22 protein-coding genes are annotated in these 23,832 nt (G+C 69.1%); 12 read left to right on the top strand and 10 right to left on the bottom strand.

Annotated elements, in window-relative coordinates:
* The gene (locus tag HV742_RS20920) at positions 1–891 is read right to left on the bottom strand and encodes an ABC transporter permease (RefSeq protein ID WP_049072730.1); all 891 of its coding nucleotides are present in this window, start codon (positions 889–891) and stop codon (positions 1–3) included.
* Positions 892–1,100: 209 nt separating this feature from the next.
* Between HV742_RS20920 and HV742_RS20925 the strand changes: the two genes are divergently transcribed.
* Positions 1,101–1,253 (top strand): hypothetical protein, encoded by a 153-nt coding sequence (locus HV742_RS20925; protein WP_155755470.1) that lies wholly within the window; start codon positions 1,101–1,103, stop codon positions 1,251–1,253.
* Between the two features lie 28 nt (positions 1,254–1,281).
* Here the strand turns inward: HV742_RS20925 and HV742_RS20930 are convergent, their stop codons facing one another.
* Positions 1,282–2,253: an ABC transporter substrate-binding protein gene (locus tag HV742_RS20930; protein WP_049072728.1), complete on the bottom strand. Its 972-nt coding sequence runs from the start codon at positions 2,251–2,253 to the stop codon at positions 1,282–1,284.
* 242 nt (positions 2,254–2,495) lie between these two features.
* Between HV742_RS20930 and HV742_RS20935 the strand changes: the two genes are divergently transcribed.
* Positions 2,496–3,452, top strand: coding sequence for an aldo/keto reductase (locus HV742_RS20935; protein ID WP_059272160.1), 957 nt, complete (start codon positions 2,496–2,498; stop codon positions 3,450–3,452).
* A 27-nt stretch (positions 3,453–3,479) separates the two neighbouring features.
* Here the strand turns inward: HV742_RS20935 and HV742_RS20940 are convergent, their stop codons facing one another.
* The 7 genes from HV742_RS20940 to bktB all read right to left on the bottom strand — a co-directional run bounded on the left by HV742_RS20940 (position 3,480) and on the right by bktB (position 11,222).
* Positions 3,480–4,454 carry a Bug family tripartite tricarboxylate transporter substrate binding protein gene (locus HV742_RS20940; RefSeq protein ID WP_049072725.1) on the bottom strand — a complete coding sequence of 325 codons (975 nt, stop codon included), beginning with the start codon at positions 4,452–4,454 and terminating at the stop codon, positions 3,480–3,482.
* Between the two features lie 162 nt (positions 4,455–4,616).
* A complete protein-coding gene (locus tag HV742_RS20945) occupies positions 4,617–6,158 on the bottom strand; it encodes a malonate--CoA ligase (RefSeq protein WP_175146272.1) in 1,542 nt (513 codons plus the stop codon).
* A gap of 5 nt (positions 6,159–6,163) precedes the next feature.
* A complete protein-coding gene (locus tag HV742_RS20950) occupies positions 6,164–6,955 on the bottom strand; it encodes an enoyl-CoA hydratase/isomerase family protein (RefSeq protein WP_175146273.1) in 792 nt (263 codons plus the stop codon).
* A 49-nt stretch (positions 6,956–7,004) separates the two neighbouring features.
* Positions 7,005–8,318 (bottom strand): malonyl-CoA decarboxylase domain-containing protein, encoded by a 1,314-nt coding sequence (locus tag HV742_RS20955; protein WP_049072720.1) that lies wholly within the window; start codon positions 8,316–8,318, stop codon positions 7,005–7,007.
* On the bottom strand, positions 8,269–9,018 hold the full coding sequence (locus HV742_RS20960; RefSeq protein WP_054416374.1) for a GntR family transcriptional regulator: 750 nt from the start codon (positions 9,016–9,018) through the stop codon (positions 8,269–8,271). The genes HV742_RS20955 and HV742_RS20960 overlap by 50 nt, the downstream gene beginning before the upstream one ends.
* A gap of 111 nt (positions 9,019–9,129) precedes the next feature.
* Entirely contained in the window at positions 9,130–9,900 is a 771-nt protein-coding gene (locus HV742_RS20965; protein WP_049072718.1) for a class I SAM-dependent methyltransferase, read from the bottom strand.
* Positions 9,901–10,040: 140 nt separating this feature from the next.
* Entirely contained in the window at positions 10,041–11,222 is a 1,182-nt protein-coding gene (bktB, locus tag HV742_RS20970; protein ID WP_049072717.1) for a beta-ketothiolase BktB, read from the bottom strand.
* 170 nt (positions 11,223–11,392) lie between these two features.
* Here bktB and HV742_RS20975 point away from each other — a divergent pair, with 170 nt between their 5' ends.
* A complete protein-coding gene (locus HV742_RS20975) occupies positions 11,393–12,544 on the top strand; it encodes an acyl-CoA dehydrogenase family protein (protein ID WP_049072716.1) in 1,152 nt (383 codons plus the stop codon).
* A 9-nt stretch (positions 12,545–12,553) separates the two neighbouring features.
* A complete protein-coding gene (locus tag HV742_RS20980; RefSeq protein ID WP_175146274.1) occupies positions 12,554–13,567 on the top strand; it encodes an acyl-CoA dehydrogenase family protein in 1,014 nt (337 codons plus the stop codon).
* 11 nt (positions 13,568–13,578) lie between these two features.
* On the opposite strand, the gene HV742_RS20985 is transcribed toward HV742_RS20980, so the two are convergent.
* On the bottom strand, positions 13,579–14,475 hold the full coding sequence (locus tag HV742_RS20985; RefSeq protein ID WP_254601205.1) for a LysR family transcriptional regulator: 897 nt from the start codon (positions 14,473–14,475) through the stop codon (positions 13,579–13,581).
* Positions 14,476–14,546: 71 nt separating this feature from the next.
* Here HV742_RS20985 and HV742_RS20990 point away from each other — a divergent pair, with 71 nt between their 5' ends.
* The 8 genes from HV742_RS20990 to HV742_RS21025 all read left to right on the top strand — a co-directional run bounded on the left by HV742_RS20990 (position 14,547) and on the right by HV742_RS21025 (position 23,827).
* Positions 14,547–15,791 carry a CaiB/BaiF CoA transferase family protein gene (locus HV742_RS20990; RefSeq protein WP_175146276.1) on the top strand — a complete coding sequence of 415 codons (1,245 nt, stop codon included), beginning with the start codon at positions 14,547–14,549 and terminating at the stop codon, positions 15,789–15,791.
* Positions 15,788–16,261, top strand: coding sequence for a MaoC family dehydratase (locus HV742_RS20995; RefSeq protein ID WP_054416369.1), 474 nt, complete (start codon positions 15,788–15,790; stop codon positions 16,259–16,261). The genes HV742_RS20990 and HV742_RS20995 overlap by 4 nt, the downstream gene beginning before the upstream one ends.
* Before the next feature lie 87 nt (positions 16,262–16,348).
* Complete coding sequence (locus HV742_RS21000; protein ID WP_175146277.1) at positions 16,349–17,314, top strand: Bug family tripartite tricarboxylate transporter substrate binding protein; 966 nt, start codon at positions 16,349–16,351, stop codon at positions 17,312–17,314.
* A 260-nt stretch (positions 17,315–17,574) separates the two neighbouring features.
* Positions 17,575–18,954, top strand: a complete 1,380-nt coding sequence (locus HV742_RS21005) for a carbohydrate porin (RefSeq protein WP_100504572.1) — start codon at positions 17,575–17,577, stop codon at positions 18,952–18,954.
* Positions 18,955–18,980: 26 nt separating this feature from the next.
* Entirely contained in the window at positions 18,981–19,997 is a 1,017-nt protein-coding gene (xylF, locus tag HV742_RS21010) for a D-xylose ABC transporter substrate-binding protein (protein ID WP_175146278.1), read from the top strand.
* A gap of 14 nt (positions 19,998–20,011) precedes the next feature.
* Positions 20,012–21,559 carry a xylose ABC transporter ATP-binding protein gene (locus HV742_RS21015; RefSeq protein WP_175146279.1) on the top strand — a complete coding sequence of 516 codons (1,548 nt, stop codon included), beginning with the start codon at positions 20,012–20,014 and terminating at the stop codon, positions 21,557–21,559.
* A gap of 5 nt (positions 21,560–21,564) precedes the next feature.
* A complete protein-coding gene (locus HV742_RS21020) occupies positions 21,565–22,752 on the top strand; it encodes a sugar ABC transporter permease (RefSeq protein ID WP_059272177.1) in 1,188 nt (395 codons plus the stop codon).
* A complete protein-coding gene (locus HV742_RS21025; protein ID WP_175146280.1) occupies positions 22,745–23,827 on the top strand; it encodes a lactonase family protein in 1,083 nt (360 codons plus the stop codon). Before HV742_RS21020 ends, HV742_RS21025 begins: the two co-directional genes overlap by 8 nt.
* The last annotated feature ends 5 nt before the right edge of the window (positions 23,828–23,832 follow it).

A 23,832-nucleotide genomic window follows, 5' to 3' on the forward strand; every position in this document is an offset into this window, starting at 1 on the left:
TCAGCGCCCCTTCTTGCCGACCAGCCGGCGCTTGAGCATGGGAATGACCAGGGCGATCGTGACCAGCACCGCGGTGACGAGGTTCAGGTCCTGCGCCTTCAGGCCGATGAAATCGCTGTTCAGCGCCAGCGCGATGAAGAAGCGGTAGACGATGGCGCCGATGATGACGGCCAGCGTGGCCAGCACCAGCTTGCGCGACGGCAGGATGCTTTCGCCGACGATCACCGCGGCCAGGCCGATGACGATGGTGCCGATGCCCATGGAGATGTCGGAACCGCCCTGGGTCTGCGCGAACAGCGCGCCCGCCATGGCGACCAGCGCGTTCGACAGCGCCATGCCGCCCAGGATCATGCGGCCGGTGTTCACGCCCTGCGCGCGGGCCATGCGGCCGTTCGAGCCGGTGGCGCGCACCGCCAGGCCGGTCTGGGTGGCGAAGAACCAGTCCAGCGCCAGCTTGGCCAGGATCACGATGACCACCAGGATCAGCGGCCGCGCCACGTAGTCCGACAGCCAGCCCGGCTGCAGGATGGTGAAGACGGTGGGTTCGGTGATGAGCGGCACGTTGGGCTTGCCCATGATGCGCAGGTTCACGGAATACAGCGCGATCATCATCAGGATGCTGGCCAGCAGATCCATGATCTTGAGCTTGACGTTGAGCCAGCCGGTGACCAGCCCGGCGGCGGCGCCGGCGAAGGTGGCGGCGATGGTGGCCACGAACGGGTCGGTGCCCGAGGCGATCAGCGTGGCACAGACGGCGCCGCCCAGCGGGAAACTGCCATCAACGGTCAGGTCCGGAAAGCGCAGCAGGCGAAAGGAGATAAATACGCCCAAGGCCACCAGGCTGAAGATCAGGCCGATCTCCAGTGCGCCTAACAACGAGAACAATGACATGGGTCAAATCCAATCAGGTAGGGAACGAGCATATTAGAGATTAGGAACGTCCAACTTCTTGCGTTTCGGGGTCAGTTTTACCCGAGCTTTCGCAATAAACGTTTCCTGCCGTGCGATTTTCTCTCGATTCCTGCCAAGGCGTTGCCGGGCTTGGCGGCCAGGGCCGCAAGCGGGCTGCTTGAGGGACGCTCCGGGGAGCAAAACGCGGCATGCGGTCCGTGACCAACCTGCCGTTCAAGGCCAACGCCATCGCGCCGGGCCGCGCGCACCTTGTGGATGCTGCCGCCCTGTGGACCCCGCGTACCGGCGCGGGGCAAACACAAGAAAACAAGATAAAACAAAACCCCGCTCATGCCGGGTAGGCACGGGCGGGGCCGAACGACTTGCGCTTTACTTTACCACCACCGCGGCCGACTTGATGATCGCGTCGGACAGCGTCACGCCTTGCTTGGCGGCGGCGCCCGGGTTCACGTAGAGCTCCAGCTTGGAGATGGTTTCGGACGGAATCGCGCCGGGCTTCTCGCCCTTGAGGATGCGCACCACGACCTTGCCGGTCTGCACGCCCAGGTCACGGTAATTGATGCCCAGGGCGGCGATGCCGCCGCGCTTGACGCTGTCGGTGTCCGAGGCGATCAGCGGGATCTTGGCGTCGTTGCCGACCTTCACCAGCGATTCGTAGGCCGAGACCACGTTGTTGTCGGTGTTGGTGTAGATGACGTCGACCTTGCCGATCAGGCTGCGCGCGGCGGACGCCACGTCGACCGAACGCGGGGCGGCGGCTTCGACCAGGCTCATGCCCGACTTGGGCAGGATTTCCTGCAGTTTCTTGACCACCACGACCGAGTTGGCCTCGCCCGGGTTGTAGACCATGCCGACGCGCTTGGCGTTGGGCACGATCTTCTTGATCAGCTCGACCTGCTTGTCCAGCGCCAGCAGGTCCGACACGCCGGTGACGTTGGTGCCCGAGGCGTCCATGCTGGCGACCAGCTGGGCGGCGACCGGGTCGGTCACGGCGGAATACACCACCGGCACGTCCTTGGTGGCGGCCACGACGGCCTGGGCCGACGGGGTGGCGATGGCGACGATGGCGTCGGGCTTGTCGCCGACGAACTTGCGCGCGATCTGGGCGGCGGTGCCGGTGTTGCCCTGGGCGCTCTGGTACTGCCACTTCAGGTTCTTGCCCGGCTCGTAGCCGGCTTGCTTGAGGGCGTCCTGCACCCCGTCACGCACGGCGTCCAGCGCCGGGTGCTCGACGATGGCGGTGACCGCCACCGACTTCTGCTGCGCCGCCACCGGCGCGGCGATCGCCATCGCCAGCGCCATTGCGCCAACCGTCAGAAAATGTTTTTTTCCGATCAGCATAGGTAAGCTCCTTGAACCCTTGGTATTTGTTCATTATTACGGCTGTTCCGCGGGCTTCCCCACGGTCCGGACAGCCGTAAAGCCGTATAGTCTAACGTGTCGCAACACAAATTCACTTGGGGGGAATCCCTGAAATGGTGCATGCGCGGCGCGACTGCCCCATGCCGGGGCGGGCGGCGCCAATATACTAAAAGCGCCGCGCCCGCGCGACACGACATCCGCGACATCCAAAGGGCCACATCATGATCAAACGCGCATTGGGCCGCTCCGGCCTGCAGATTCCTCCCCTCACCTTCGGCGGCAACGTCTTCGGCTGGACCGTCGACGAGGCCGGCACGTTCTCGCTGCTGGACGCGCTGGTTGACGCCGGCCTGAATTTCATCGACACCGCCGACGTTTATTCGCGCTGGGTGCCCGGCAACCAGGGCGGTGAATCCGAAACCCTGATCGGCAAGTGGCTCAAGCGCTCGGGCAAGCGCGACCGCGTGCTGATCGCCACCAAGGTCGGCATGGAGATGGGCCCGGACGCCAAGGGCCTGGCGCCGGCCTACATCCGGCGCGCGCTGGACGCGTCGCTGGCGCGGCTGCAGACCGACCACGTCGACCTGTACCAGTCGCACAAGGACGACCCCGACACGCCGCTGACCGACACGCTGGGCGAATACGCCAAGCTGATCGAAGCCGGCAAGGTGCGCGCCATCGGCGCCTCCAACTACACCGCGGTGCGGCTGTCCGAAGCGCTGATCGCCAGCGAACGCCACAACCTGCCGCGCTACGAGAGCATCCAGCCGGAATACAACCTGTACAGCCGCGAACCGTTCGAGGGGCACCTGCAGGCGCTGGTCAAGGCGCAGGACCTGGGCACCATCAACTATTACGCGCTGGCCAGCGGCTTTCTCAGCGGCAAGTACCGCGGCCCGGCCGACGTCGGCAAGAGCGCGCGCGGCAAGAAGATCGTCGACACTTACTTGAACGACCGCGGCTACCGCATCCTCAAGGCGCTGGATGAAGTCGCCGAGGACGCCAACTGTACGCCCGCCCAGGCCGCGCTGGCCTGGCAGATCGCGCAGCCCGGCATCACCTCGCCGATCGTCAGCGCCACGTCGCTGGCGCAGCTGGACGAACTGGTCAAGGCCGCCAGCCTGACGCTGACGCGCGACCAGCTGGCCAGGCTCAGCCTGGCCAGCGACTGGCGCTGACGCGCGCCCGCGCCCGCGCCGCGGGCGTCAATCCAGCTTGACGCCCGAGTCCGACACCACCTTGGCCCAGCGCGACACCTCGCTGTCGACGAACTTGCCGAAGGCCGGCCCGGTCAGGGTCGGAATGGCGGTGCCGTTGCTCTCCCAGGTCTCCTTGATCTTCGGCGTGTTCAGGGCCTTGGTGATTTCCGCCGTCATGCGGTCCACCGCCTCCTGCGGCGTGCCCGCGGGCGCCCAGATCGCGTACCAGGTCGACACCACGTAGTTCGGCACCCCGGCCTCGGCCGCGGTCGGCACGTCCGGCAGCGACGGCGAGCGCTTGTCGGCGGCCACCGCCAGCGGCTTGATCGCGCCCGAGCGGATATGACCCGATGACGAGCCCAGGCCGTCGAACGCCAGGTCCACCTGCCCGCCAATCAGCGCGGTCAGCATCGGCCCAGCGCCCTGGTACGGCACGTCGACCAGCTTGATGCCGGTCTGCATGGCGAACAGTTCGCCGGCCAGGTGGTGGGTGCTGCCCTTGCCGGCCGTGCCGAAGTTGATGTCGCCGGGATGCTGCTTGGCGTAGGCGATGAATTCCTGCAGCGTCTTGACGGGCAGCTTGGTGGCATTGATGACCACCACCTGCGGCGGCTGCGCCACCAGCGCCACCGGCACGAAGTCCTTCTGGATGTTGTAGTTCAGGCTCTTGTACAGCGACGGCGCCAGCGCATGGTGCGCGCCCCCCATGAAGAAGGTGTAGCCGTCCGGCCGCGCCTTGGCGGCCACGCCCGCGCCGACGGTGCCGCCGGCGCCGCCCTTGTTGTCGATCACCACCGACTGGCCCAGTTGCATCGTCAACTGCTGGGCCAGCGGCCGGGCGAAGGTATCGGTGCCGCCCCCGGCGGGAAAGGGCACGATGAGCGTGATGGGCCGTTCCGGCCAGGACGCGGCGCTGGCGGTGCCGGCGAAACCGGCGGCCAGCGTGGCCAGCAGGGTCGCGGCGAACATGCGGTATTTCATATTGTCTCCTCTTGCTGCAGCGTGGGGACGGCGCGTTTCCCGCGTCTCGTCTCTTGTGTTCTTGGGTTGGGATGCTGCCTGGTTCGGGAATCGTTCTGGAAAGGGGTCGGGCTCCTTGGAAAAAAATGGCCGGTCTGCGTGGACCGGCCTGGCATGACGACGCTACAGCGCCTGATAGGTTTCGCGCAGCACGTTCTTCTGCACCTTGCCCATGGTGTTGCGCGGCAGCTGGTCAACGATGTGCACGCGCTTGGGCACCTTGAAGTTGGCGATGCGCGCCTTCAGCTCGGCCTGCATCGCGGCGGCGTCCAGCGTGGCGCCGTCCTTGGGCACCACCACCGCCACCACCGCTTCGCCGAAATCGGCATGCGGCACGCCGATGACGGCCGACTCGGCCACGCCCGGCATGTCGTCGATCAGCGTCTCGATCTCTTTCGGATAGACGTTGAAGCCGCCGGAGATGATCAGGTCCTTGCTGCGGCCGACGATCGACAGGTAGTCGGCAGGCACGTCACGGCCGGCGGATTCGCCGCCCCAGCGGCCCACGTCGCCGGTCTTGAACCAGCCGTCCTGCGTGAATTCCTCGCGGGTCTTTTCCGGCATGCGCCAGTAGCCCGAGAACACGTTGGGTCCGCGCACCTGCACGTTGCCGATCTCGCCCGGCGCCAGCGCGATGCCGGCATCGTCCACCACCCGCACCTGCACGCCCGGCAACGCCCGGCCCACGGTGCCGGCCAGGCGTTCGCCATCGGCCGCGTCATACGGATTGGAGGTCAGCATGACGGTCTCGCTCATGCCGTAGCGTTCCAGGATGGCGTGGCCGCTGCGCTCGCGGAAATCGTTGAAGGTCTCGGACAGCAGCGGCGCCGAGCCCGAGATGAACAGGCGCATGTTGGCGCACACGTCGCGATTGAAGCGCTTGTCGGCCAGCAGCCGCACGTAGTAGGTCGGCACGCCCATCATTACCGTGCTCTGCGGCAGGTAGCGCAGCGCCTGGTCGGCGTCCAGCTTGGGCAGCCAGATCATCTTCGCCCCCGCCAGCAGCGCGCCGTGCGAGGCCACGAACAGGCCGTGCACATGGAAGATCGGCAGCATGTGCAGCAGCACGTCGTCCGAGCGCCAGCCCCAGTGCTTGTGCAGCACTTGCGCGTTGGACGCCAGGTTGCCATGCGACAGCATCGCCCCCTTGCTGCGGCCGGTGGTGCCGGACGTGTAGAGGATGGCGGCCAGGTCGTCCGGCTTGCGCTTGACGGTCCTGAAGGTCTGCGACAGGCCGCCGGCGGCTTCCAGCAGCGTGCCGGTGCGATCTTCGTCGAGCGTGTACACATGCGCGCAGCCGGCCTTGTCGGCGGCGCGCTGGACCCAGTCGCGGTTCTTGCCGGCGCAGACCACCACGGCCGGCTCGGCGTTGCCCAGGAAATACTCGATCTCGGCTTCGCGATAAGCGGTGTTCAGCGGCAGGTACACCAGGCCGGCGCGCAGCGTGGCCAGGTACAGCAACAGGGCTTCGGGCGATTTCTCGACCTGCACCGCGACCCGCGCGCCCTCGGGCAGCTTGAGCGAGGCCAGCAGGTTGGCCAGGCAGGCCGTGGCGCGGTCGATGTCGTCCCAGGTGTAGGCCAGCTCGGGGGTTTCGAGCGCGACCTGTTTGCGATCGGCGGGGAATCCGCCCTCCAGCACAGCGTATAGATTGGCGTTGCTCACCGTTTTCAGTCTCCGGAGAAGTGGGGGTCTACGCCGGCCAGGAAAGCGCGCACGCCCTCCTTGTGGTCCCGGCTCTCGGCGTAGGAGAAATAATCCTGGTATTCGGCTTCGGTCAAGGCGCCGCCCTGCGCCAGGCGCGCCGACAGGCGCTTGTTGATGCGGGCGGCCAGCGGCGCGCCCTGGCAGATGCGTTCGGCGCTGCGCCGGGCCTGCGCGGCCACCTCGGCATCGGCCACGATGCGCGTCAGCAATCCCAGGTCGCGCGCCTCGGCGGCGCCGAACACGCGGCCTTCGAGCAGAATGGCCAGCGTCGCGGCGCGGCCGGCCAATGCCAGCAGGCCGCGCATCTCGTCGGGCGCCATGGGAAAGCCCAGCCGGTTGATCGGCACGCCAAAGCGCGCCGATTCGCCGGCGATGCGCAGGTCGCACTGGCAGGCGATCTCCAGCCCGCCGCCGACGCACACGCCTTCGATCTGCGCCACCACCGGCTGCGGGCATTGCGCCACGGCCATCAATGCGGGCGCCAGTATCTCGCGGTGATAGCGCTGCACGCCCGCGGCATCGGCGCGCTCGGCCGGAAACTCGCGGATGTCCGCGCCCGCGGCGAAATTGCCGCCCTCGCCGCGCACGATCACGCAGCGCAGCGCGTCGTCGGCGGCGATGCGCGTGAAGACGTCGCGCAGTTCGCGCCACATGCCCACGGTGATGGCGTTCAGGCGCCCCGGGTGCGACAGCGTCACCCAGGCCAGTTGCCCGTCGCGTTGCAGCAGCACACGGCCTGCCGTGTTGTCCGTCATGTCCCCTCGCTGGTTATCGTTTTTTTTTTGTGTGACGACGCGCCGCCGCTCAGGCCGCGCGTCCCACGCCGCGGCTCACTTGCGGCTTGCCTTCATGCAGGCGCGCCAGATTGCCGTCCAGTTCATCCAGGTCGTACAGGTAATTGACCATCAGGCCGCAGGACTGCTTGAGTCCCTTGGCCGACGTATCCGCCGCCCAGTTCAGGCGCTCGATGCGCGCGCCGTTGCCCAGGTGGAAGCGCGCCACCGCGTCCAGCGGCAAGCCGTTCTTCATCGCCTGCAGGTAGTGCGCGGCCAGGCGGAACGCGGCGCGCTTGACCACGTCGGACGTCTTCCTGCCCTGTGCCGCGCGCGTCAGCCGCGCCACCCAGCGCCGGCCGTCGGGCACGCCGGCGCGCTGGCGCGCCTGGGCGCGCGACTTATCCTCGCGCAGGACCGCCTCGACCGCGTCGGCGTCGAGCTTGCCGAGCCAGTCGGCGAAGCCGGGAATCGGCGACAGCGTGGCGAACGACTTGAGCTTGGGCAGTTCCTCCAGCAATTGCTCGACCACGCGCTTGAGCAGGAAATTGCCGAAACTGATGCCCTTCAGGCCCGGCTGGGTGTTGGAAATGGAATAGAAAATCGCCCAGCGCGCCTTGTCCAGGTCCTGCCGTGGCGCGGCGCTGTCCAGCAGCGCCTGCACGTTGTCGGCCATGCTGCCGGCAAAGGCCACCTCGACGAAGATCAGCGGCACGTCGGGCAACTGCGGATGGAAGTATGCGTAGCAGCGGCGATCCGGCGCCACGCGGTGGCGCAGGTCGTCCCACGACTGGATCTCGTGCACGGCCTCGTAGATGATCAGTTTTTCCAGCAGCGAGGCGGGCGAGTCCCAGGTCAGCGGCCGCAGTTCCAGCAGGCCGACGTCGAACCAGGCCGACAGCAGGCCTTCGAGATCCTTGTCCAGCGCCTGGATGCCGGCGACCTGCTTGCGCCAGCGCAGCATGTCGGCGCGCAGCTCGACCAGGAAGCGCAGGCCCATCGGTTGCGCGTTGAAGCGCTTGAACAGGCGTGCGCCCTCGGCGGCATCGCCCGCGAAGGTGCCGCGCACCTGCGCCAGGGCGGCCAGCATCAGGCGCCGGTCCTTGCCGTCGGCGGCGCTATAGCGCTCGCACCAGCGCCGCGCCAGCTTGTTGGCGGCCACGTCGGTCAGGCGCGCCTCGAACAGCCGCCGCACTTCGGATTCACTGGGCAGGCGGCCGCGTTCCCACAACCGGCCCAGGCGGGTGATCAGGCTTTCGCCGGCCTCGGCGGCGTCCGTGTCGACCGGTTCGGCGTCAGGCGTGCGTGCGCCGCGCGCGGGCGCGAGATTGGCGGGTGCGTTCATGGGCGGTTTCCTCGGCTGCGGGAAGATCGGAAAGCGGTGGCGCGTCGTCGGCGGCGGCCAATGCGCGCAGCACCTCGAGCTGGCGCATCAGGTGATGACGCGCCAGCGCCTCGGCGCGTTCGGGCTCGCGGGCCCGGAGGGCCTCGAAGATGGCCAGGTGCTCGGCACAGGACTCCTGGATGCGGCCGGGCCAGGCCAGGCTGCGGTGGCGCGACAGGCTCAGCACCTTGCGCAGATTGCCCACCATGTCGACCAGCCACTGGTTGCCGGCCAGCGCCTGCACCGCCTCGTGGATCAGGTAATTGGTCTGGTAATAGGCGTCGATGCGGCCGGCGGCGGCATGGCCGGCCAGCGCCTCGTGCAACGGCGCCAGCGCCGCCAACTGCGCGTCCGACGCCTTGCACGCGGCTTCATGGGCGCAGCGGCCTTCCAGCATGGCCATCAACGGAAAGATGTCTTCCAGGTCCTGCGCCGACAATTCATTGACGAAGCAGCCGCGGCGCGGCTCCAGCCGCACCAGGCCCTCGGTGGCCAGCACCTTCAACGCCTCGCGCAGCGGCGTGCGCGAGATGCCCAGCTCGCCCGCCAGGCGCAGTTCGTCGATCCACTCGCCGTTGCGCAGCGCGCGCGCGTGGATCATGCCGCGCAGGCGATCCGCGACTTCCAGGTACAGGGCTTGCCGGACGATGGGTGAGGTCATGGGCAGACGGCCTGACGGCGCCGTAATTCATAATTATGAATAAGGCCATCATATCTCCGGTCTGTGGAAGCGGACCAGTCCGATGTTGTAAGGACTTGCCCTAACCCGTACCTAAAAATGCAGAACGCCGTCAACCGCGTGACGGGTCAGCGCACGCGCCCAGCGGCGCGCCGGCAGGCCATACTGGGATTCGACCACCTCGGCCCGCGCCAGCAGCTCGGCCGGCGTGACCGCCAGGCGCGGACCGGAAAACGCCAGCACGATCTGGTTGCCGGCATCGATCTCGGGCAGCAGCACGATGCGATCGTCGAAGGCCTTGGCCAGATTGTCGATGTTCTTGCCGAAACTTTCGTGACGGCCGAACAGGTTCACCGCCACCACCCCGACCTCTCCCAGCACGCGGCGGCAATCACGGTAGAACTTGACGCTGTCGCGCACCGGCCCCTGCGCCGAGGCGTCATACAGGTCGACCATCAGCACGGGACAGCGGCCGGCGTTGAGCGGATCCGCGGCCCATTCGGCGGCGTCGGCGTGCTCGACCCGCAGGCGGTTCTCGCCCGGCAGGCGGAAGAACATGTGGCAGGCGGCGGTGACACGCGGGTTCCATTCCACCGCCAGCAGCGGCGCGCGCGTCTGCCTGGCGCAGAAGCGCGCCAGCGAGCCGGCGCCCAGGCCGAACATGCCGATGGCCTCGTCCTTGGGCGGTTCCAGGAACAGCAGCCAGGCCATCATCTGGCTGGTGTATTCCAGCACCAGCTCCGCCGGGTTCTTGATGCGCATGGCGCCCTGGACCCATTCGGTGTTGAAGTGCAGATAACGCACGCCGTCCAATTCCGACAGGGTCGGCTGGTCGAGTTCGGAGGGGAATTTGGATTTGTACATGGGCGCGATTGTAGGCCCGGCGCGCACAGCCGTCGGCGCCACGCCGCCATGCGACCGGAATGCGGGCCGGCGCGGGCGGACCGTCGCGGCCCGCCCCGGGATACCGATGCGCGGTCAACGCCGCACCGGCGAAGCGTCGCTCAGATGCGCTCGAAGATCGCCGCGATGCCCTGGCCGCCGCCGATGCACATGGTCACCAGCGCGTAGCGGCCTTGCACGCGCTGCAATTCGTGCAGCGCCTTGACCGTGATGATGGCGCCGGTGGCGCCAATCGGGTGGCCCAGGCCGATGCCGCTGCCGTTGGGGTTGACCTTGGCCGGGTCCAGCTTCAGTTCGCGGGTCACGGCGCACGCCTGCGCGGCGAAGGCCTCGTTGGCCTCGATCACGTCCAGCTGGTCCACGGTCAGGCCGGCGCGCTTGAGCGCGGCCTGCGTGGCCGGCACCGGGCCGATGCCCATGATGGTCGGGTCGACGCCGGCGTGCGCGTAGGCCACCAGGCGCGCCAGCGGCTTGACGCCGCGCTTGGCCGCCACCGAGGCGTTCATCAGCACCAGCGCGCCGGCGCCGTCGTTCAGCCCCGAGGCATTGCCGGCGGTGACGGTGCCGTTTTCCTTCTGGAACACCGGCTTGAGCGCGGCCAGGCTGTCGGCCGTGACGTCGCGACGCACGTGCTCGTCGGTGTCGAACACCACTTCGCCCTTGCGCGTCTTCTGCACGATCGGCACGATCTGGTCGCGGAAGTAGCCGGCCTCGATGGCGTTGGCGGCGCGACGATGCGATTCGGCGGCCAGCGCGTCCTGGTCCTGACGGCTGATGCCGAACTGGGCGGCGACGTTCTCGGCGGTCACGCCCATGTGCATGCGGCCGAACGGATCGGACAGCGCGCCGGTCATCATGTCCTGCATGATGCTGTCGCCCATGCGCGCGCCCCAGCGCTGCGCCGGCGCGATGTAGGGCGCGCGGCTCATGCTCTCGGCGCCCGCGCCGATGGCGATGTCGGCATCGCCCAGCAGGATGGTCTGCGCCGCCGACACGATGGCCTGCAGGCCCGAACCGCACAGGCGGTTGACGTTGAAGGCGGGGGTTTCCTTGGCGATGCCCGCGTTCATGGCGGCCACGCGCGACAGGTACATGTCGCGCGGTTCGGTGTTGATGACGTGGCCGACGGCGACATGGCCCACTTCGTCGCCCTTGACGGCGGCGCGTTCCAGCGCGGCCTTGATGACGGCGGCGCCCAGATCGCAGGGCGGCACGTCCTTCAGCGCGCCGCCGAAATCGCCGATGGCGGTGCGGACGGCGGATGCGACGATGACTTCGTTCATGATGTGTTTCCTCCTGGTGATCCTTTCATCATACTCGCGCCGCCGCGCGCTCCCGGTCCGATATCGGATCCTTATCGGCAGGCAAGAATTTACTATTGGACAGCCCGCGCGCGGCTCGCGGATAGTGGCCAGCGGCGCGCCGCCCCGGCGCCCGCCAGACCGGACCCGCCATGATCGAAACGCTGGAACTGACCGCCATCCCCCCGCAGGACGAGGCGCTGCGCGCCGACGTACGCGCCTTCCTGGCCGACGCGCTGGACGGGCTGGAACCCGATGAACGCGCCCGCTCCTGGATGGGTTACGACGCCGGTTTCAGCCGCCAGCTGGCCGAACGCGGCTGGCTCGGCCTGACGCTGCCGCGCGAATACGGCGGCGCCGGGCGCGGCCATTTCGCGCGCTTCGTGCTGTCCGAGGAATTGCTGGGTGCGGGCGCACCGGTGTCGGCGCACTGGATCGCCGACCGCCAGAGCGCGCCGCTGATCCTCAAGCTCGGCACGCCGGCGCAGAAGGCCTTCTACCTGCCGCGCATCTGCCGCGCCGAGGCCTTCTTCTGCATCGGCATGAGCGAGCCCGGCTCGGGCTCCGACCTGGCCAGCATCCGCACCCGCGCCGAGCCCGTGGCGGGCGGCTGGCGCCTGAACGGCAGCAAGGTCTGGACCACCAATGCGCACCGCTCGCACTACATGATCGCGCTGGCCCGCACCTCGGGCACGCCGGAGGACCGTCACCAAGGCCTGTCGCAGCTCATCGTCGACCTGTCGCTGCCGGGCGTGTCCATCCGGCCGATCAAGGATCTGGCCGGCGACGCGCATTTCTCCGAAGTGTTCTTCGACAACGTCGAGCTGGCGCCGGACGCGCTCATCGGCCAGGAGGGCGCGGGCTGGGCCCAGGTCAACGCCGAACTGGCGTTCGAGCGCAGCGGGCCGGAACGCCTGTATTCCTCCATCTCGCTGTTGCAGTGCTGGCTGGCGCACGGCCGCGCCGGCGGCGGACTGGACGCCGCCGACCAAGCCCTGCTGGGCGCCCTCCTGGCGCAGATGGCGGTGCTGCGCGCCCTGTCGCTGGCGGTCGCCGGCAAGCTGGCGGCGGGCCAGAGTCCGGCCATCGAGGCGGCCCTGGTGAAGGACCTGGGCACGGAACTGGAGCAGGACATCCCGCGCCTGATCGCCGACGCGCTGGGCCGCCGGCCCGAGCGCCCGCCCCCCTTGCCGCTGCTGCGCACGCTGGCCTACCTGGAACAGGTGGCCCCGACTTTCTCGCTGCGCGGTGGCACCCGCGAAATCCTGCGCGGCATCATCGCGCGCGGCCTCGGCCTTCGATAGGAACCCATCATGGAATCGATGCTTGGCGATGCCGCCAACCGCCTGTTCGCGCAGACCTGCACGCCCGACGTGATCCGCCAGGCCGAACAGGGCCAGCCGCCGGCGCAAGCCTGGCAGGCCTGCGAAGACGCCGGATTCGCCGACGCGCTGGTGCCGGAATCCCGAGGCGGCGCCGGGCTGGCGCTGGCCGACGCGCTGCCGCTGGCCACCGCCGCCGGCCGCCACCTGTGCCCCTACCCCATCGTCGATACGCTGCTGGCGCGCGCCTGGCTGGCACACGCCGGTCATGCGCCCGCCCCCGGCGCGATCGCGCTGGCGCCGCATGGCTGGCAGGCATCCGGGCGCCAGGCAGCGGGCGCCAACGTGCCCTGGATCCGCGGCGCCGATGCGGTGCTGGCGCGCATCGGCGAACAGACCTGGCTGCTGCCGGTCCGCGCCGCAACCATTGAATCCAGCGGCGTGCACGGCAGCCTGGACGCGCCGGCGCGCTGGTCGCTGGAGGACGGCGAGCGCATCGACGCCGGCGCCGGCCTGCCGGCCCTGGACGAACTGGCGGCCACCGCCTGCGCCGGCCTGATCGCCGGCGCCATGGACCGGGTGCTGGCCATGACACTGGACCATGCCAACCAGCGCCAGCAATTCGGCAAGCCGATTGGCCGTTTCCAGGCCGTGCAGCAACAGATCAGCGTCATGGCCGAACAGGTCTGGGCCGCGCGCATGGCGGCGCAACTGGCCTTCCAGGGCCGCGACGGCCTGCCACGGCCCTTGCTCGCCGCGCTCGGCAAGGCCCGCGCCAGCCTGGCGGTGGCGCGCGTGGCCGACATCGCCCATGCGGTGCACGGCGCCATCGGCATCACCGAGGAATACGACCTGCAGCTGTACACGCGCCGGCTGCGCGAATGGCGGCTGGCGGCCGGCTCGGAATCGCACTGGCACGCGCGCATCGGCGCGCATGCGCTGGCCGACGGCGGCGACGCGGTGTCCTACCTGCGCACCGCGCTGTTCGATCGCGAGACCGCCTGAGGCGGCGCCGCTCAGTCCATTTGCGCCAGCATGCTGTCGCGCAGGCGCAGCACCGAGGCACAGGACGTATCGCGGTGCGTCACCAGCGATAGCGACAACGCGGCGCGCGCCTCGGCATCGGCCAGCGGCACGAATGCCACCAGCGGCGTGCTGTAGGCGCGCGTCACGCCCGGCACCAGCGCCAGCCCCATGCCGCTGGCCACCAGGCTGACCAGCGTCTGCACCTGGATCGCTTCCTGGCTGATGCGCGGCGAAAAGCCGGCCTTGCGGCACAGCGCCTGCGCCACGCCGTGCAGGCCCGGCACCTTGGCCGGCGAATACATCACGAAACGCTCGCCGCGGGCGCGGGACAGTTCGACCGGCGCGGCGCCGGCCAGCGGATGCCCCGCGGGCACCGCCAGGATCAGGTCGTCGTGCTCGACCACCCAGGAATCCAGCGCCGGATCCTCCGCCAGCGGACCGCGCACCAGGCCGGCATCGATATCGTTGGCGCGCAGCATCGCCACCAGGCCCACGGTGCTGTCCTCGCGCAGCTCCAATTGCACGTCCGGATACTGCGCGCGGAAGGCCGGCAGGCAGCGCGGCAGCAGCGTGTAGGTGGCCGAGCCGACGAAACCCAGCCGCAGCGTGCCCCACTCGCCCAGCGCCACGCGGCGCGCGGCCTGGCGCGCCTGCTCGGTATGGAACAGCGCGCGGCGGGCGTCGGCCATCAGCGCCTCGCCGGCCGGCGTCAGCGTCACGCCCTTGGCGCCGCGCGCCAGCAGCGGCACGCCGACCGCGTGCTCCAGTTTCTGGATCGACACCGACAGCGCGGGCTGCGCGATATGCAGCGCGTCGGCGGCGCGGCGATAGCTGCCCAGTTCGGCGATGGTGAGGAACTGGCGCAGTTGCCGTAGATCGATAGCCATAACGGATTCCATATCAAGCAATACCGAAGCCATATTAGACGGGTATCAACCGCGCCGATAGGATTCCCGCCATGAGCTCCGCTACCCTCCCCCAAGCCGCCGCCCTGGGCGGCCTGCGCGTGCTGGACCTGACGTCCGTGGTGTTCGGTCCCTACGCCTCGCAGATCCTGGCCGACTACGGCGCCGACGTCGTCAAGATCGAGGCGCCCGCCGGCGACTCCACCCGCAACACCGGCCCGGCCCAGGAACCCGGCCTGGCCGCCATCTTCCTGGGCCTGAACCGCAACAAGCGCAGCGTGGTGCTGGACCTGAAACAGGCCGCCGCGCGCCAGGCGCTGCTGACGCTGGTGGACGGCGCCGACGTACTGATGCACAGCATGCGGCCGGCCAAGATGGCCGCGCTGGGCCTGGATCCCGCAACGCTCTGCACCCGTAACCCGCGCCTGGTGTATGCCGGCCTGTATGGCTTCGGCGCCGGCGGCGCCTACGACGGCAGGCCGGCCTACGACGACATCATCCAGGGCCTGTCGGGCTTTGCCGACCTGGCCGACCGCCAGACCGGGACGCCGCGCTACCTGCCGACGGTCGCGGCCGACAAGACCTGCGGACTGATCGCCGCGCACGCCATCCTGGCCGCGCTGTTCCAGCGCGAACGCACCGGCCAGGGCCAGCAACTCGAAGTGCCGATGTTCGAAAGCATGGCCTCGTACGTGCTGGTCGAGCACTACTACGGCCGGCACCTGGCGGACACGCCCGGCGAGGCCGGCTACCCCCGGGTGCTGACGCCGTGGCGGCGGCCCTGCCGCACCGCCGACGGCCACGTCTGCCTGATGCCATACACCGATGCCCATTGGCGCAGCTTTTTCGAGGCCGCCGGCCGCCCCGACCTGGCCGCGGACCCGCGCTTTGCCGACATCGCCGCGCGCACCCGCCACATCGAAACGCTCTACGAGCTGCAGGCCGGCATCGTCGCGGCGCATGACACCGCCTACTGGCTGGCGCTGTGCGAAAGGCTGGAGATCCCGGCAGCCCGCGTCAACCGCCTGCAGGACCTGGAGACCGATCCGCACCTGCGCAGCGTGGACTTCTTCCAGCCCCTGCAAAGCGCCGCCGGCAGCCGGTATCGCTTCCCGCGCAACCCCGTGCGGCTGCAGCGTTCGCAGGTGCCGCCCGCGATGCCGCCGCGCCTGGGGGAACACACCCGCGAGGTGCTGGCGCAAGCCGGCCTGGCTGGCGCCGCCATCGACGCGTTGCTGCAAACCGGCGCCGCCCGGCAAGCCGACGCCCCTCCCGCTTCCACCAAGGACTCCGCATGACCCAAGACCGCTCCGCCCCCACCCCGCTCGGCCAGGGCTATTACTGGCAGGACCTCGCCGTCGGCCAGCGCTTTCGCACCTTCCGCCGCACGGTCACCGAAACCGACATCGTCAACTTCATCAGCGCCACCGGCATGCTGGAGACGATCTTCATCGATGCCACCTATGCGCATGGCGCGATCCAGGGCCGTCCCGCGCCGGGCGCGCTAACGTACGGCCTGATCGAGGGCCTGATCATGCAGGGCATGGTGCAGGGCACCGGCCTGGCGCTGCTGGAAGTGCACAAGAAAATGCTGGCGCCCGTGGTGGCCGGCGACACCATCTGGGCCGACATCGAAGTCACCGGCGTGCGCCCGACCTCGGCGCACAACCGCGCCGTGGTCACCTCCGCCATCGAGGTTTTCAACCAGCACGGCAAACCCGTGATGGCCTACACCGCGACGCGCATGCTGGCCGGCCGGCCGGACTGACGCGGCGCGCGGCGGACAAGCGTCCCATCCAGAGGACGCTGCCGCCACGGGGCTTCGGTCCCGCCCACCAAAGCAAGGAGACAAACCATGAAACGCGCATTGCTCGCGGCCGGCCTGGCCGCGCTGACATTCATCGGCGCCCCCACCGCCCGGGCCGCCTGGCCCGAACGCCCCATCACGATGGTGGTGCCCTTCCCGCCGGGCGGCCCCACCGACCTGGTGGCGCGGGTGCTGGCCAAGCAACTGACCGACCAGTTGGGCCAGACCGTGGTGGTGGAAAACAAGGGCGGCGCCAATGGCAACATCGGCATGCAGTATGCGGCCGCCGCCAAGCCCGATGGCTACACCGTGCTCTACAACACCTCGTCGATCGCGCTCAGCCCCAACCTGTACCGCGCGCTGGCGTTCGACCCGGTCAGGGACTTCGCGCCACTGTCGTCCACGGCGGTGATCCCGCTGGTGCTGCTGGTGCATCCCTCGGTGCCGGCGCGGGACGCGCGCGGCTTCGTCGACTACGCGCGCCAGCATCCGGGCAAGCTGTCGTACGGTTCGGCCGGCGCCGGCAATGTCACGCACCTGGGCGCGCTGTTGCTGTTGCGTTCGTTGGACATCGACGCGGTGCACGTGCCCTATCGCGGCAGCGCGCCGGCCATGACCGATCTGGTCGGCGGCCAGGTGCAGCTCATGACCAACACGCTGAACGACTCGCTGGGTTTCATCCGCGAGGGCAAGCTGCGCGCCCTGGCGGTCACCAGCCGCGAACGCAGCGCGCAATTGCCCGAGGTGCCCACGGTGGCGGAGACCGTGGCGCCGGGCTTCGAAATGGGCGCCTGGCAAGGCGTGGTGGTCCCCGCCGGCACGCCGCAACCGGTGATTCAGAAGCTCAATGCCGAGATCCGCCGCGCCCTGCAATCGGACGAGATGCAAAAACAGCTCAAGGCGCAGGGCGCCCAGGCCCTGGGCTCGACCCCGCAGGCGTACGGCGCCTACATCCAGAGCGAGATCCAGCGCTGGGGCGCGGTGATCAAGGAAGCGGGCGTCAAGCTCGACTAGGCGCGGGCGCGCAAGCCGCGCCGCCGCGCGCCACCGCCCGCTTTTCCCCAGCCGCCACCCTGGCGCGGCGGTCCGGCATCGACCTCTCCTCACGGCAAAAACGCGCTTACAAAAATGGGATTGCCCCCGGGCAATCCCTAGTCCCAGTCATAATTGACAGCGCTGTCATTTTTGCAGACACTAGCTTCGCCGGTACCCGCCGGCCCACAAAAAGCAAGCCGCAACGGCCTCAGGCACGGGCGGCGTCAGGAGACAAAGACATGGCAACACCTCCCTGCTTCACGGCAGCGGCAGGCACCGGCGTGCACCTCCGGCCTCCGCGCTTCCCATTTCACTCGTCGCGGCCATCGCGCCTGCTGTCCTGCCTGCTGGGAGCCAGCCTGCTGTCGGTCGCGGCCTCGGCCCAGGCCTACGACCTGCAGACCAGCCCCTACCTCTTCGGCGACTGGGGCGGCCTGCGCACCCGCCTGGCCGAACGTGGCGTCACCCTGAACCTGGGCTACACCGGCGAAGCCGCGCACAATTTCAGCGGCGGCCAGGACAAGCTGACCCGCTACACCGACCAATGGGTGTTCGGTGCCACCATGGACCTGGACAAGCTGCTCGGCTGGCACGGCGGCACCTTCCAGATGACCATCACCGACCGCAACGGCCGCAACCTGGGCGCCGACGCCGGCATCGGCAACAACATGCTGATCCAGGAGGTCTACGGCCGCGGCCAGACCTGGCACATGACGCAGTTCTGGCTCAATCAATCGTTCCTGGACGACCGGGTGCAATGGAAGATCGGCCGGCTCACCGTCGGCGAGGATTTCGCCAGCTTCTCGTGCGACTTCCAGAACCTGACCTTCTGCGGCGCGCAGCCCGGCAACCTGGTCGGCAGCTACTGGGTCAACTGGCCCACCAGCCAATGGGCCACCCGCCTGAAGGTCAGCACGTCCGAGCGGACCTACGTGCAGGCCGGCGTCTACCAGGTCAACCCCAACTACGTCGACGACGGCTACGCGCGCCGCCACGGCCTGTCGCTGGACAATCCCAACGGCACCACCGGCGCCCTGATCCCGGTCGAAGTCGGCTGGCTGCCGGCCTGGAACGGCCTGCCCGGTTCGTACAAGTTCGGCGCCTGGTACAACACCTCGAACGGCAAGGACCTGTACCAGGACGTCAACCACGCCCCGCGCGGCGAAACCGGCCTGGCGCCGCGCGAGCGCAACGGCCAGTACGGGATCTACATCAACTTCGAGCAACAGGTCAGCGGCACCGCCGGCGGCCGCGGCGCTTCGGTGTTCCTGAACGTCTCGCAGGCCGATCGCGACACGGCGGCGCAGGACCACCAGATCGCGCTCGGGCTGCAATACAAGGGACCGTTCGCCCAGGCCCGCGACGTCATCGGCGTGGCCGTCGGCGCCACCCACAACAATGGCCGCTACGCCGACTACGTGCGCCAGCAGGACCAGCGCCTGGGCACCAGCACCAAGGTTGGAGACGGCTACGAATACGTGGCCGAGGCGTATTACAGCTGGTCACCGATCCCCTCCATTTACCTGCGCCCCAATCTGCAGTACATCAGGCATCCTGGGGGCACCAGCGCCAACCACGACGCCTTCATCGTAGGCCTGAAGACCGGCATCACATTCTGAGCGCATCGCGCCACAAGGAGACTGACATGACCCCAATCCTGCGCCGCCTGCTGGCCTGCGCGCTGGCGTTGCCCGCCGCGCTGTTCGCCGCCCACGCCGCCCATGCCAGCAAGGAGGCCCCCGTGATCGGCTTTTCCATCGACGACCTGCGGGTCGAGCGCTGGACCCGCGATCGCAATTATTTCGTCGAGGCCGCCACCGCGCTGGGCGCCAAGGTCAACGTGCAATCGGCCAACGCCAGCGAATCGCGCCAGATCGCCCAGGTCGAGAATCTGATCGCCGAGGGCGTGGACGCGCTGGTGATCGTGCCGTTCAATTCCAAGGTGCTGGGCAGCGCCATCGCCAAGGCCCAACGCAACGGCATCAAGGTCATCGCCTACGACCGCCTCATCCTGGGCGCGCCGCTGGATGGCTACGTGTCGTTCGACAACGTCAAGGTCGGCGAAATGCAGGCCCAGGGCATGGTCGATGCCGTGCCCAAGGGCCGCTACTACCTGCTGGGCGGCGCCGCCACCGACAACAACTCGCGCATGTTCCGCGAAGGCCAGATGAACGTGCTCAAGCCGCTGGTCGCCAAGGGCGATATCACCATCGTGGGCGAGCAGTGGACGCCCGAATGGGACCCGTCCAAGGCGCAGAGCATCATCGAGAACGCGCTGAACGCGAACAACAACGACATCCAGGTCATCGTCGCCTCCAACGACGGCACCGCCGGCGGCGCCATCCAGGCCCTGGCCAGCCAGAAGCTGGCGGGCAAGGTGGCGGTATCGGGCCAGGACGCCGACCTGGCGGGTGTGCGCCGCGTCGCCGCCGGCACGCAGACCATGACGGTGTACAAGCCGATCAAGGCCATCGCCGAAGCGGCCGCGCACATGGCGGTCGACCTGGTGCAAGGCAAGACGCCCGCCTTCAACGCCAAGCTCGACAACGGCAAGGGCGAGGTCAATTCCCTGCTGATCAAGCCCACGCTGGTGACGCGCGACAATCTGGACATCCTGGTCAAGGACGGGTTCTATACGGCTGACCAGATCGCGGGCAAATAGCCGGGAGACGCGTCATGGACCAGCGACAGCCGCTGTTTGAAATGCGTGACATCGTCAAGGAATTCTCGGGCGTGCGCGCGCTCTCGGGCATCAGCCTGGGCGTGCGGCCCGGCGAGTGCCTGGGTCTGTGCGGCGAGAACGGCGCCGGCAAATCGACCCTGATGAAGGTGTTGTCCGGCGTCTATCCCCATGGCAGCTACGGCGGCCGGATCCTTTGGGAGGGCCGCGAACTGCGCGCCCGCTCGACCCGCGACAGCGAACGCGCCGGCATCGTCATCCTGCACCAGGAACTGATGCTGGTGCAGCAACTCAGCGTCACCGAGAACATCTTCCTGGGCAACGAACTGCGGCTGCCGGGCGGCCGCATGGACTACCCCGCCATGCACCGGCGCGCCGCCGAGCTGCTGGCGCGCCTGAAGCTCACCGACGTCAACGTCGCCGCGCCCGTCATGAACTACGGCAACGGCCACCAGCAACTGTTCGAGATCGCCAAGGCGCTCGCCAAAGAGGCCCGGCTGCTGATTTTCGACGAGCCGACCTCCTCGCTCACCGCCAAGGAGATCGACGTGCTGCTGTCCATCATCGACGACCTCAAGCGCGCCGGCGTGGCCTGCATCTACATCTCGCACAAGCTCGACGAGGTCAAGCGCGTCTGCGACACCATCACGGTGATCCGCGACGGCCAGCACATCGCCACCCGCGCGGCGGACACGCTGGACGAAGACGGCATCATCGGCCTGATGGTCGGCCGCGCGCTCGAATCGCGCTTTCCGCGCACCGAACGCCAACCCGGCGCGGTCATGCTGGAAGCGCGCGGCGTGACCTGCTGGGACGTGACCAACCCGCGGCGCAAGCGCGTCGACGACGCCTCCCTGCAGGTGCGCGCCGGCGAGATCCTCGGCATCGCCGGACTGGTGGGCGCGGGCCGCACCGAATTCGTGTCGGCGATCTACGGCGCCTACGCCGGCCGCAGCGCCGCCCAGGTGTGGGTGGCGGGCCAGCCGGCGCGCATCGCGTCCCCCGCCGACGCCATCGCGCTCGGCCTGTGCCTGGTGCCCGAGGATCGCAAGCGCCACGGCATCGTGCCGCTGATGAGCGTGGCTGAGAACATCACGCTGGCCAGTCTGGCCGACCACGCTCGCGCCGCGCGGGTGGACGGCGATTCCGAGCTGGCGACCGTCGAACGCGAGATCGCCCGCCTGCGCATCAAGACCGCCAGCCCGGGCCTGCCGGTGGCCAGCCTGTCCGGCGGCAACCAGCAGAAAGTCGTGCTGGCCAAGATGGCGCTGAAGCACCCCAAGGTGCTGATCCTGGACGAACCGACGCGCGGCGTGGACATCGGCGCCAAGTACGACATCTACAAGATGATCTTCGACCTGGCCGATCGCGGCGTGGCCATCATCATGGTGTCGTCGGAACTGCCCGAGATCCTCGGCATGAGCGATCGCGTGCTGGTCATGAACGCCGGCCGCATCACGGGCGACTTCCCGATCCAGGGCCTGACGCAGGAACGCGTGCTGGCCGCCGCCCTCCAATCCGAACCGTCGCGGCACGCCGCCTGAACGCCATGACCCAGATGCTCGCTTCCTCATCCTCCGAACCCCGGCCGCGCGGCGGCCATCCGCCGCTGCGGCAACTGTTCGCGCGCCACAAGCTGCTGGCCATGCTGCTTGCGCTCGGCCTGATCTGGCTGTTCTTCTGGCACCAGACCCACGGCAGCTTCCTGCGTCCCAACAGCATTTCCAATCTGCTGCTGCAGATGTCGGTCACCGGCATGCTGGCCTGCGGCATGGTGCTGGTCATCATCGCCGGCGAGATCGACCTCTCGGTGGGCTCGCTGCTCGGCCTGCTGGGCGGCCTGGTCGCCATCCTGACCGTCAACCTCGGCTGGAACACCTGGCTGTCGGTGGCCGTGGTGCTGGCGGCCGGCGCGGGGCTCGGGCTGGTCAACGGCTGCCTGACCACGCGGCTGCGGGTGCCGTCCTTCATCGTCGGCCTGGGCGGCATGCTGGCCTATCGCGGCCTGCTGCAATTGAGCACCGACAGCGTCACCATCGCCCCCGTGCCCGACGATCTGGGCGCCATCGCCCAGGCCTTCGTGCCGCCCGCGTTGTCGTGGGCCATCGCCGCCTTGATCATCGCGCTGGCCTGCGGCCTGACGCTGGCGCGGCGCCGCCGCCATCGCCGGCTGGGGCTGGAGGTGGCGCCGCGCTGGATCGACGGCCTGAAGATCGGCGCCATCGCCGCCGCGGCCGCCGGCTTCGTGCTGGTGCTGAACCAGGCCCACGGCGTGCCGCTGCCGGTGCTGATCCTGCTGGCGCTGCTGGGCGTGTTCTCGTGGATCACCACCCAGACCGTGTTCGGCCGTCACGTCTACGCGGTCGGCGGCAACGTCGAGGCCAGCCGCCTGTCCGGCGTCAACGTCAAGCGCGTCAAGCTGATGGTGTTCATGCTGATGGGGCTGATGTGCGCCTTCGCCGGCATCGTCACCACGGCGCGCTCGGCGGCCGGTTCGCCGTCGGCCGGCGTGGGCGGCGAACTCGACGCCATCGCCGCCTGCTTCATCGGCGGCACCTCCATGCGCGGCGGCTCCGGCACCGTCTACGGCGCGCTGATCGGCGCATTGGTCATGGCCAGCCTGGACAACGGCATGCAGCAGATGAATGTCGACACCTCCTGGCAGATGATCGTCAAGGGCGCCGTGCTGGTGCTGGCAGTGTGGATCGACGTGGCGACGAGGTCCGAACGTGCATAGCCCGCCCCTATTCGACGCGCCCGGCAGCTGCGTGCTGGCCGTCGGCACCTATACCGAGATCCTGCCTCACGTGCAGGGACGCGGCCGCGGCATCCACCTGCTGGCGTTCGACGGCGCGACCGCCTCGTTCCACGAACGGCAGGTGCTGGCCGGCCCGGTCAACCCCTCATACCTGTGCGCGGCCGCGGGGCGGCTCTACAGCGTCAGCGAGCGGGAACAGGACGCGGTCCTGGAAATCTTCGCCATCGAGGACGGCGCCGCCGCGCTGCGCGCCGTCGGCCGCGTCGCGGTGCCCGGCGCCGCGCCCTGCCACGTCAGCGTCAACCTGCCCGCGCGGCAGCTATACGTGTCGAACTACGGCTCGGGCGAGCTGCTGTGCTTCGCGCTGGACGCCGACGGCCTGCCGCTGGGCGCGCCGCAGGTGATCGCGCGCCGCGGCGCCGGCCCGCGCGCGGACCGCCAGGAAGGGCCGCACGTGCACTATGCCGCCGCCACCGGCGACGGCGCCTGGGTCTACCTGTGCGACCTGGGCACGGACACCATCGCCCGCCACCAGGTACGGCCCGATGGCCTGGCCCCCGCGCCGGCGCGGGAACTGCGCGCGCGGCCCGGCGCCGGGCCGCGCCACCTGGTCCTCACGGCCGATGGCACGCTGGCGGCGGTGGCCGAGGAACTCTCGAATACCGTGGCCGTGTATGCGCTGGACGAGCCGGCGGGAGAACGCGCCCGCGCCAGCACCCTGCCGCGCGACTGGCGCGGCGCCAACACCGCCTCCGCCATCCGCCTGCATCCCAATGGCGAACTGCTCTATGCCGCCAACCGTGGCCACGACAGCATCGCGGTCTACCGCCTGCGCCACGCCGCTCCCTGGCTCGATCCCGTCGGTTTCATCGAGGTCGGCGGCCGCGCCCCGCGCGACATCGCGCTCACTCCCGACGGCGCGTTCCTGCTGGCCGCGTCCCAGGACGACCACTTCATCCGCGCGTGGCGCATCGACCCGGCCACGGGCCTGGCGCACGCGCAGGGCGAGCCCTATCCCCTGGCCTCGCCCGCCTGCCTTTGCCCCTTGCCTTGAACCGG

Origin of the sequence: Achromobacter ruhlandii (genome assembly GCF_902859695.1) — a bacterium.
GTDB classification, from domain to species: domain Bacteria; phylum Pseudomonadota; class Gammaproteobacteria; order Burkholderiales; family Burkholderiaceae_B; genus Achromobacter; species Achromobacter ruhlandii.

Coding starts and splice junctions, on each gene's coding strand:
- bktB (WP_049072717.1), bottom strand. CDS start 11,222: ATGAACGAAGTCATCGTCGCATCCGCCGTCCGCACCGCCATCGGCGAT.
- HV742_RS21005 (WP_100504572.1), top strand. CDS start 17,575: ATGGCAACACCTCCCTGCTTCACGGCAGCGGCAGGCACCGGCGTGCAC.
- HV742_RS21000 (WP_175146277.1), top strand. CDS start 16,349: ATGAAACGCGCATTGCTCGCGGCCGGCCTGGCCGCGCTGACATTCATC.
- HV742_RS20980 (WP_175146274.1), top strand. CDS start 12,554: ATGGAATCGATGCTTGGCGATGCCGCCAACCGCCTGTTCGCGCAGACC.
- HV742_RS20995 (WP_054416369.1), top strand. CDS start 15,788: ATGACCCAAGACCGCTCCGCCCCCACCCCGCTCGGCCAGGGCTATTAC.
- HV742_RS20985 (WP_254601205.1), bottom strand. CDS start 14,475: ATGGCTATCGATCTACGGCAACTGCGCCAGTTCCTCACCATCGCCGAA.
- HV742_RS20990 (WP_175146276.1), top strand. CDS start 14,547: ATGAGCTCCGCTACCCTCCCCCAAGCCGCCGCCCTGGGCGGCCTGCGC.
- xylF (WP_175146278.1), top strand. CDS start 18,981: ATGACCCCAATCCTGCGCCGCCTGCTGGCCTGCGCGCTGGCGTTGCCC.
- HV742_RS20965 (WP_049072718.1), bottom strand. CDS start 9,900: ATGTACAAATCCAAATTCCCCTCCGAACTCGACCAGCCGACCCTGTCG.
- HV742_RS20930 (WP_049072728.1), bottom strand. CDS start 2,253: ATGCTGATCGGAAAAAAACATTTTCTGACGGTTGGCGCAATGGCGCTG.
- HV742_RS20975 (WP_049072716.1), top strand. CDS start 11,393: ATGATCGAAACGCTGGAACTGACCGCCATCCCCCCGCAGGACGAGGCG.
- HV742_RS20955 (WP_049072720.1), bottom strand. CDS start 8,318: ATGAACGCACCCGCCAATCTCGCGCCCGCGCGCGGCGCACGCACGCCT.
- HV742_RS20920 (WP_049072730.1), bottom strand. CDS start 891: ATGTCATTGTTCTCGTTGTTAGGCGCACTGGAGATCGGCCTGATCTTC.
- HV742_RS20925 (WP_155755470.1), top strand. CDS start 1,101: ATGCGGTCCGTGACCAACCTGCCGTTCAAGGCCAACGCCATCGCGCCG.
- HV742_RS21015 (WP_175146279.1), top strand. CDS start 20,012: ATGGACCAGCGACAGCCGCTGTTTGAAATGCGTGACATCGTCAAGGAA.
- HV742_RS20950 (WP_175146273.1), bottom strand. CDS start 6,955: ATGACGGACAACACGGCAGGCCGTGTGCTGCTGCAACGCGACGGGCAA.
- HV742_RS20940 (WP_049072725.1), bottom strand. CDS start 4,454: ATGAAATACCGCATGTTCGCCGCGACCCTGCTGGCCACGCTGGCCGCC.
- HV742_RS20935 (WP_059272160.1), top strand. CDS start 2,496: ATGATCAAACGCGCATTGGGCCGCTCCGGCCTGCAGATTCCTCCCCTC.
- HV742_RS20960 (WP_054416374.1), bottom strand. CDS start 9,018: ATGACCTCACCCATCGTCCGGCAAGCCCTGTACCTGGAAGTCGCGGAT.
- HV742_RS21020 (WP_059272177.1), top strand. CDS start 21,565: ATGACCCAGATGCTCGCTTCCTCATCCTCCGAACCCCGGCCGCGCGGC.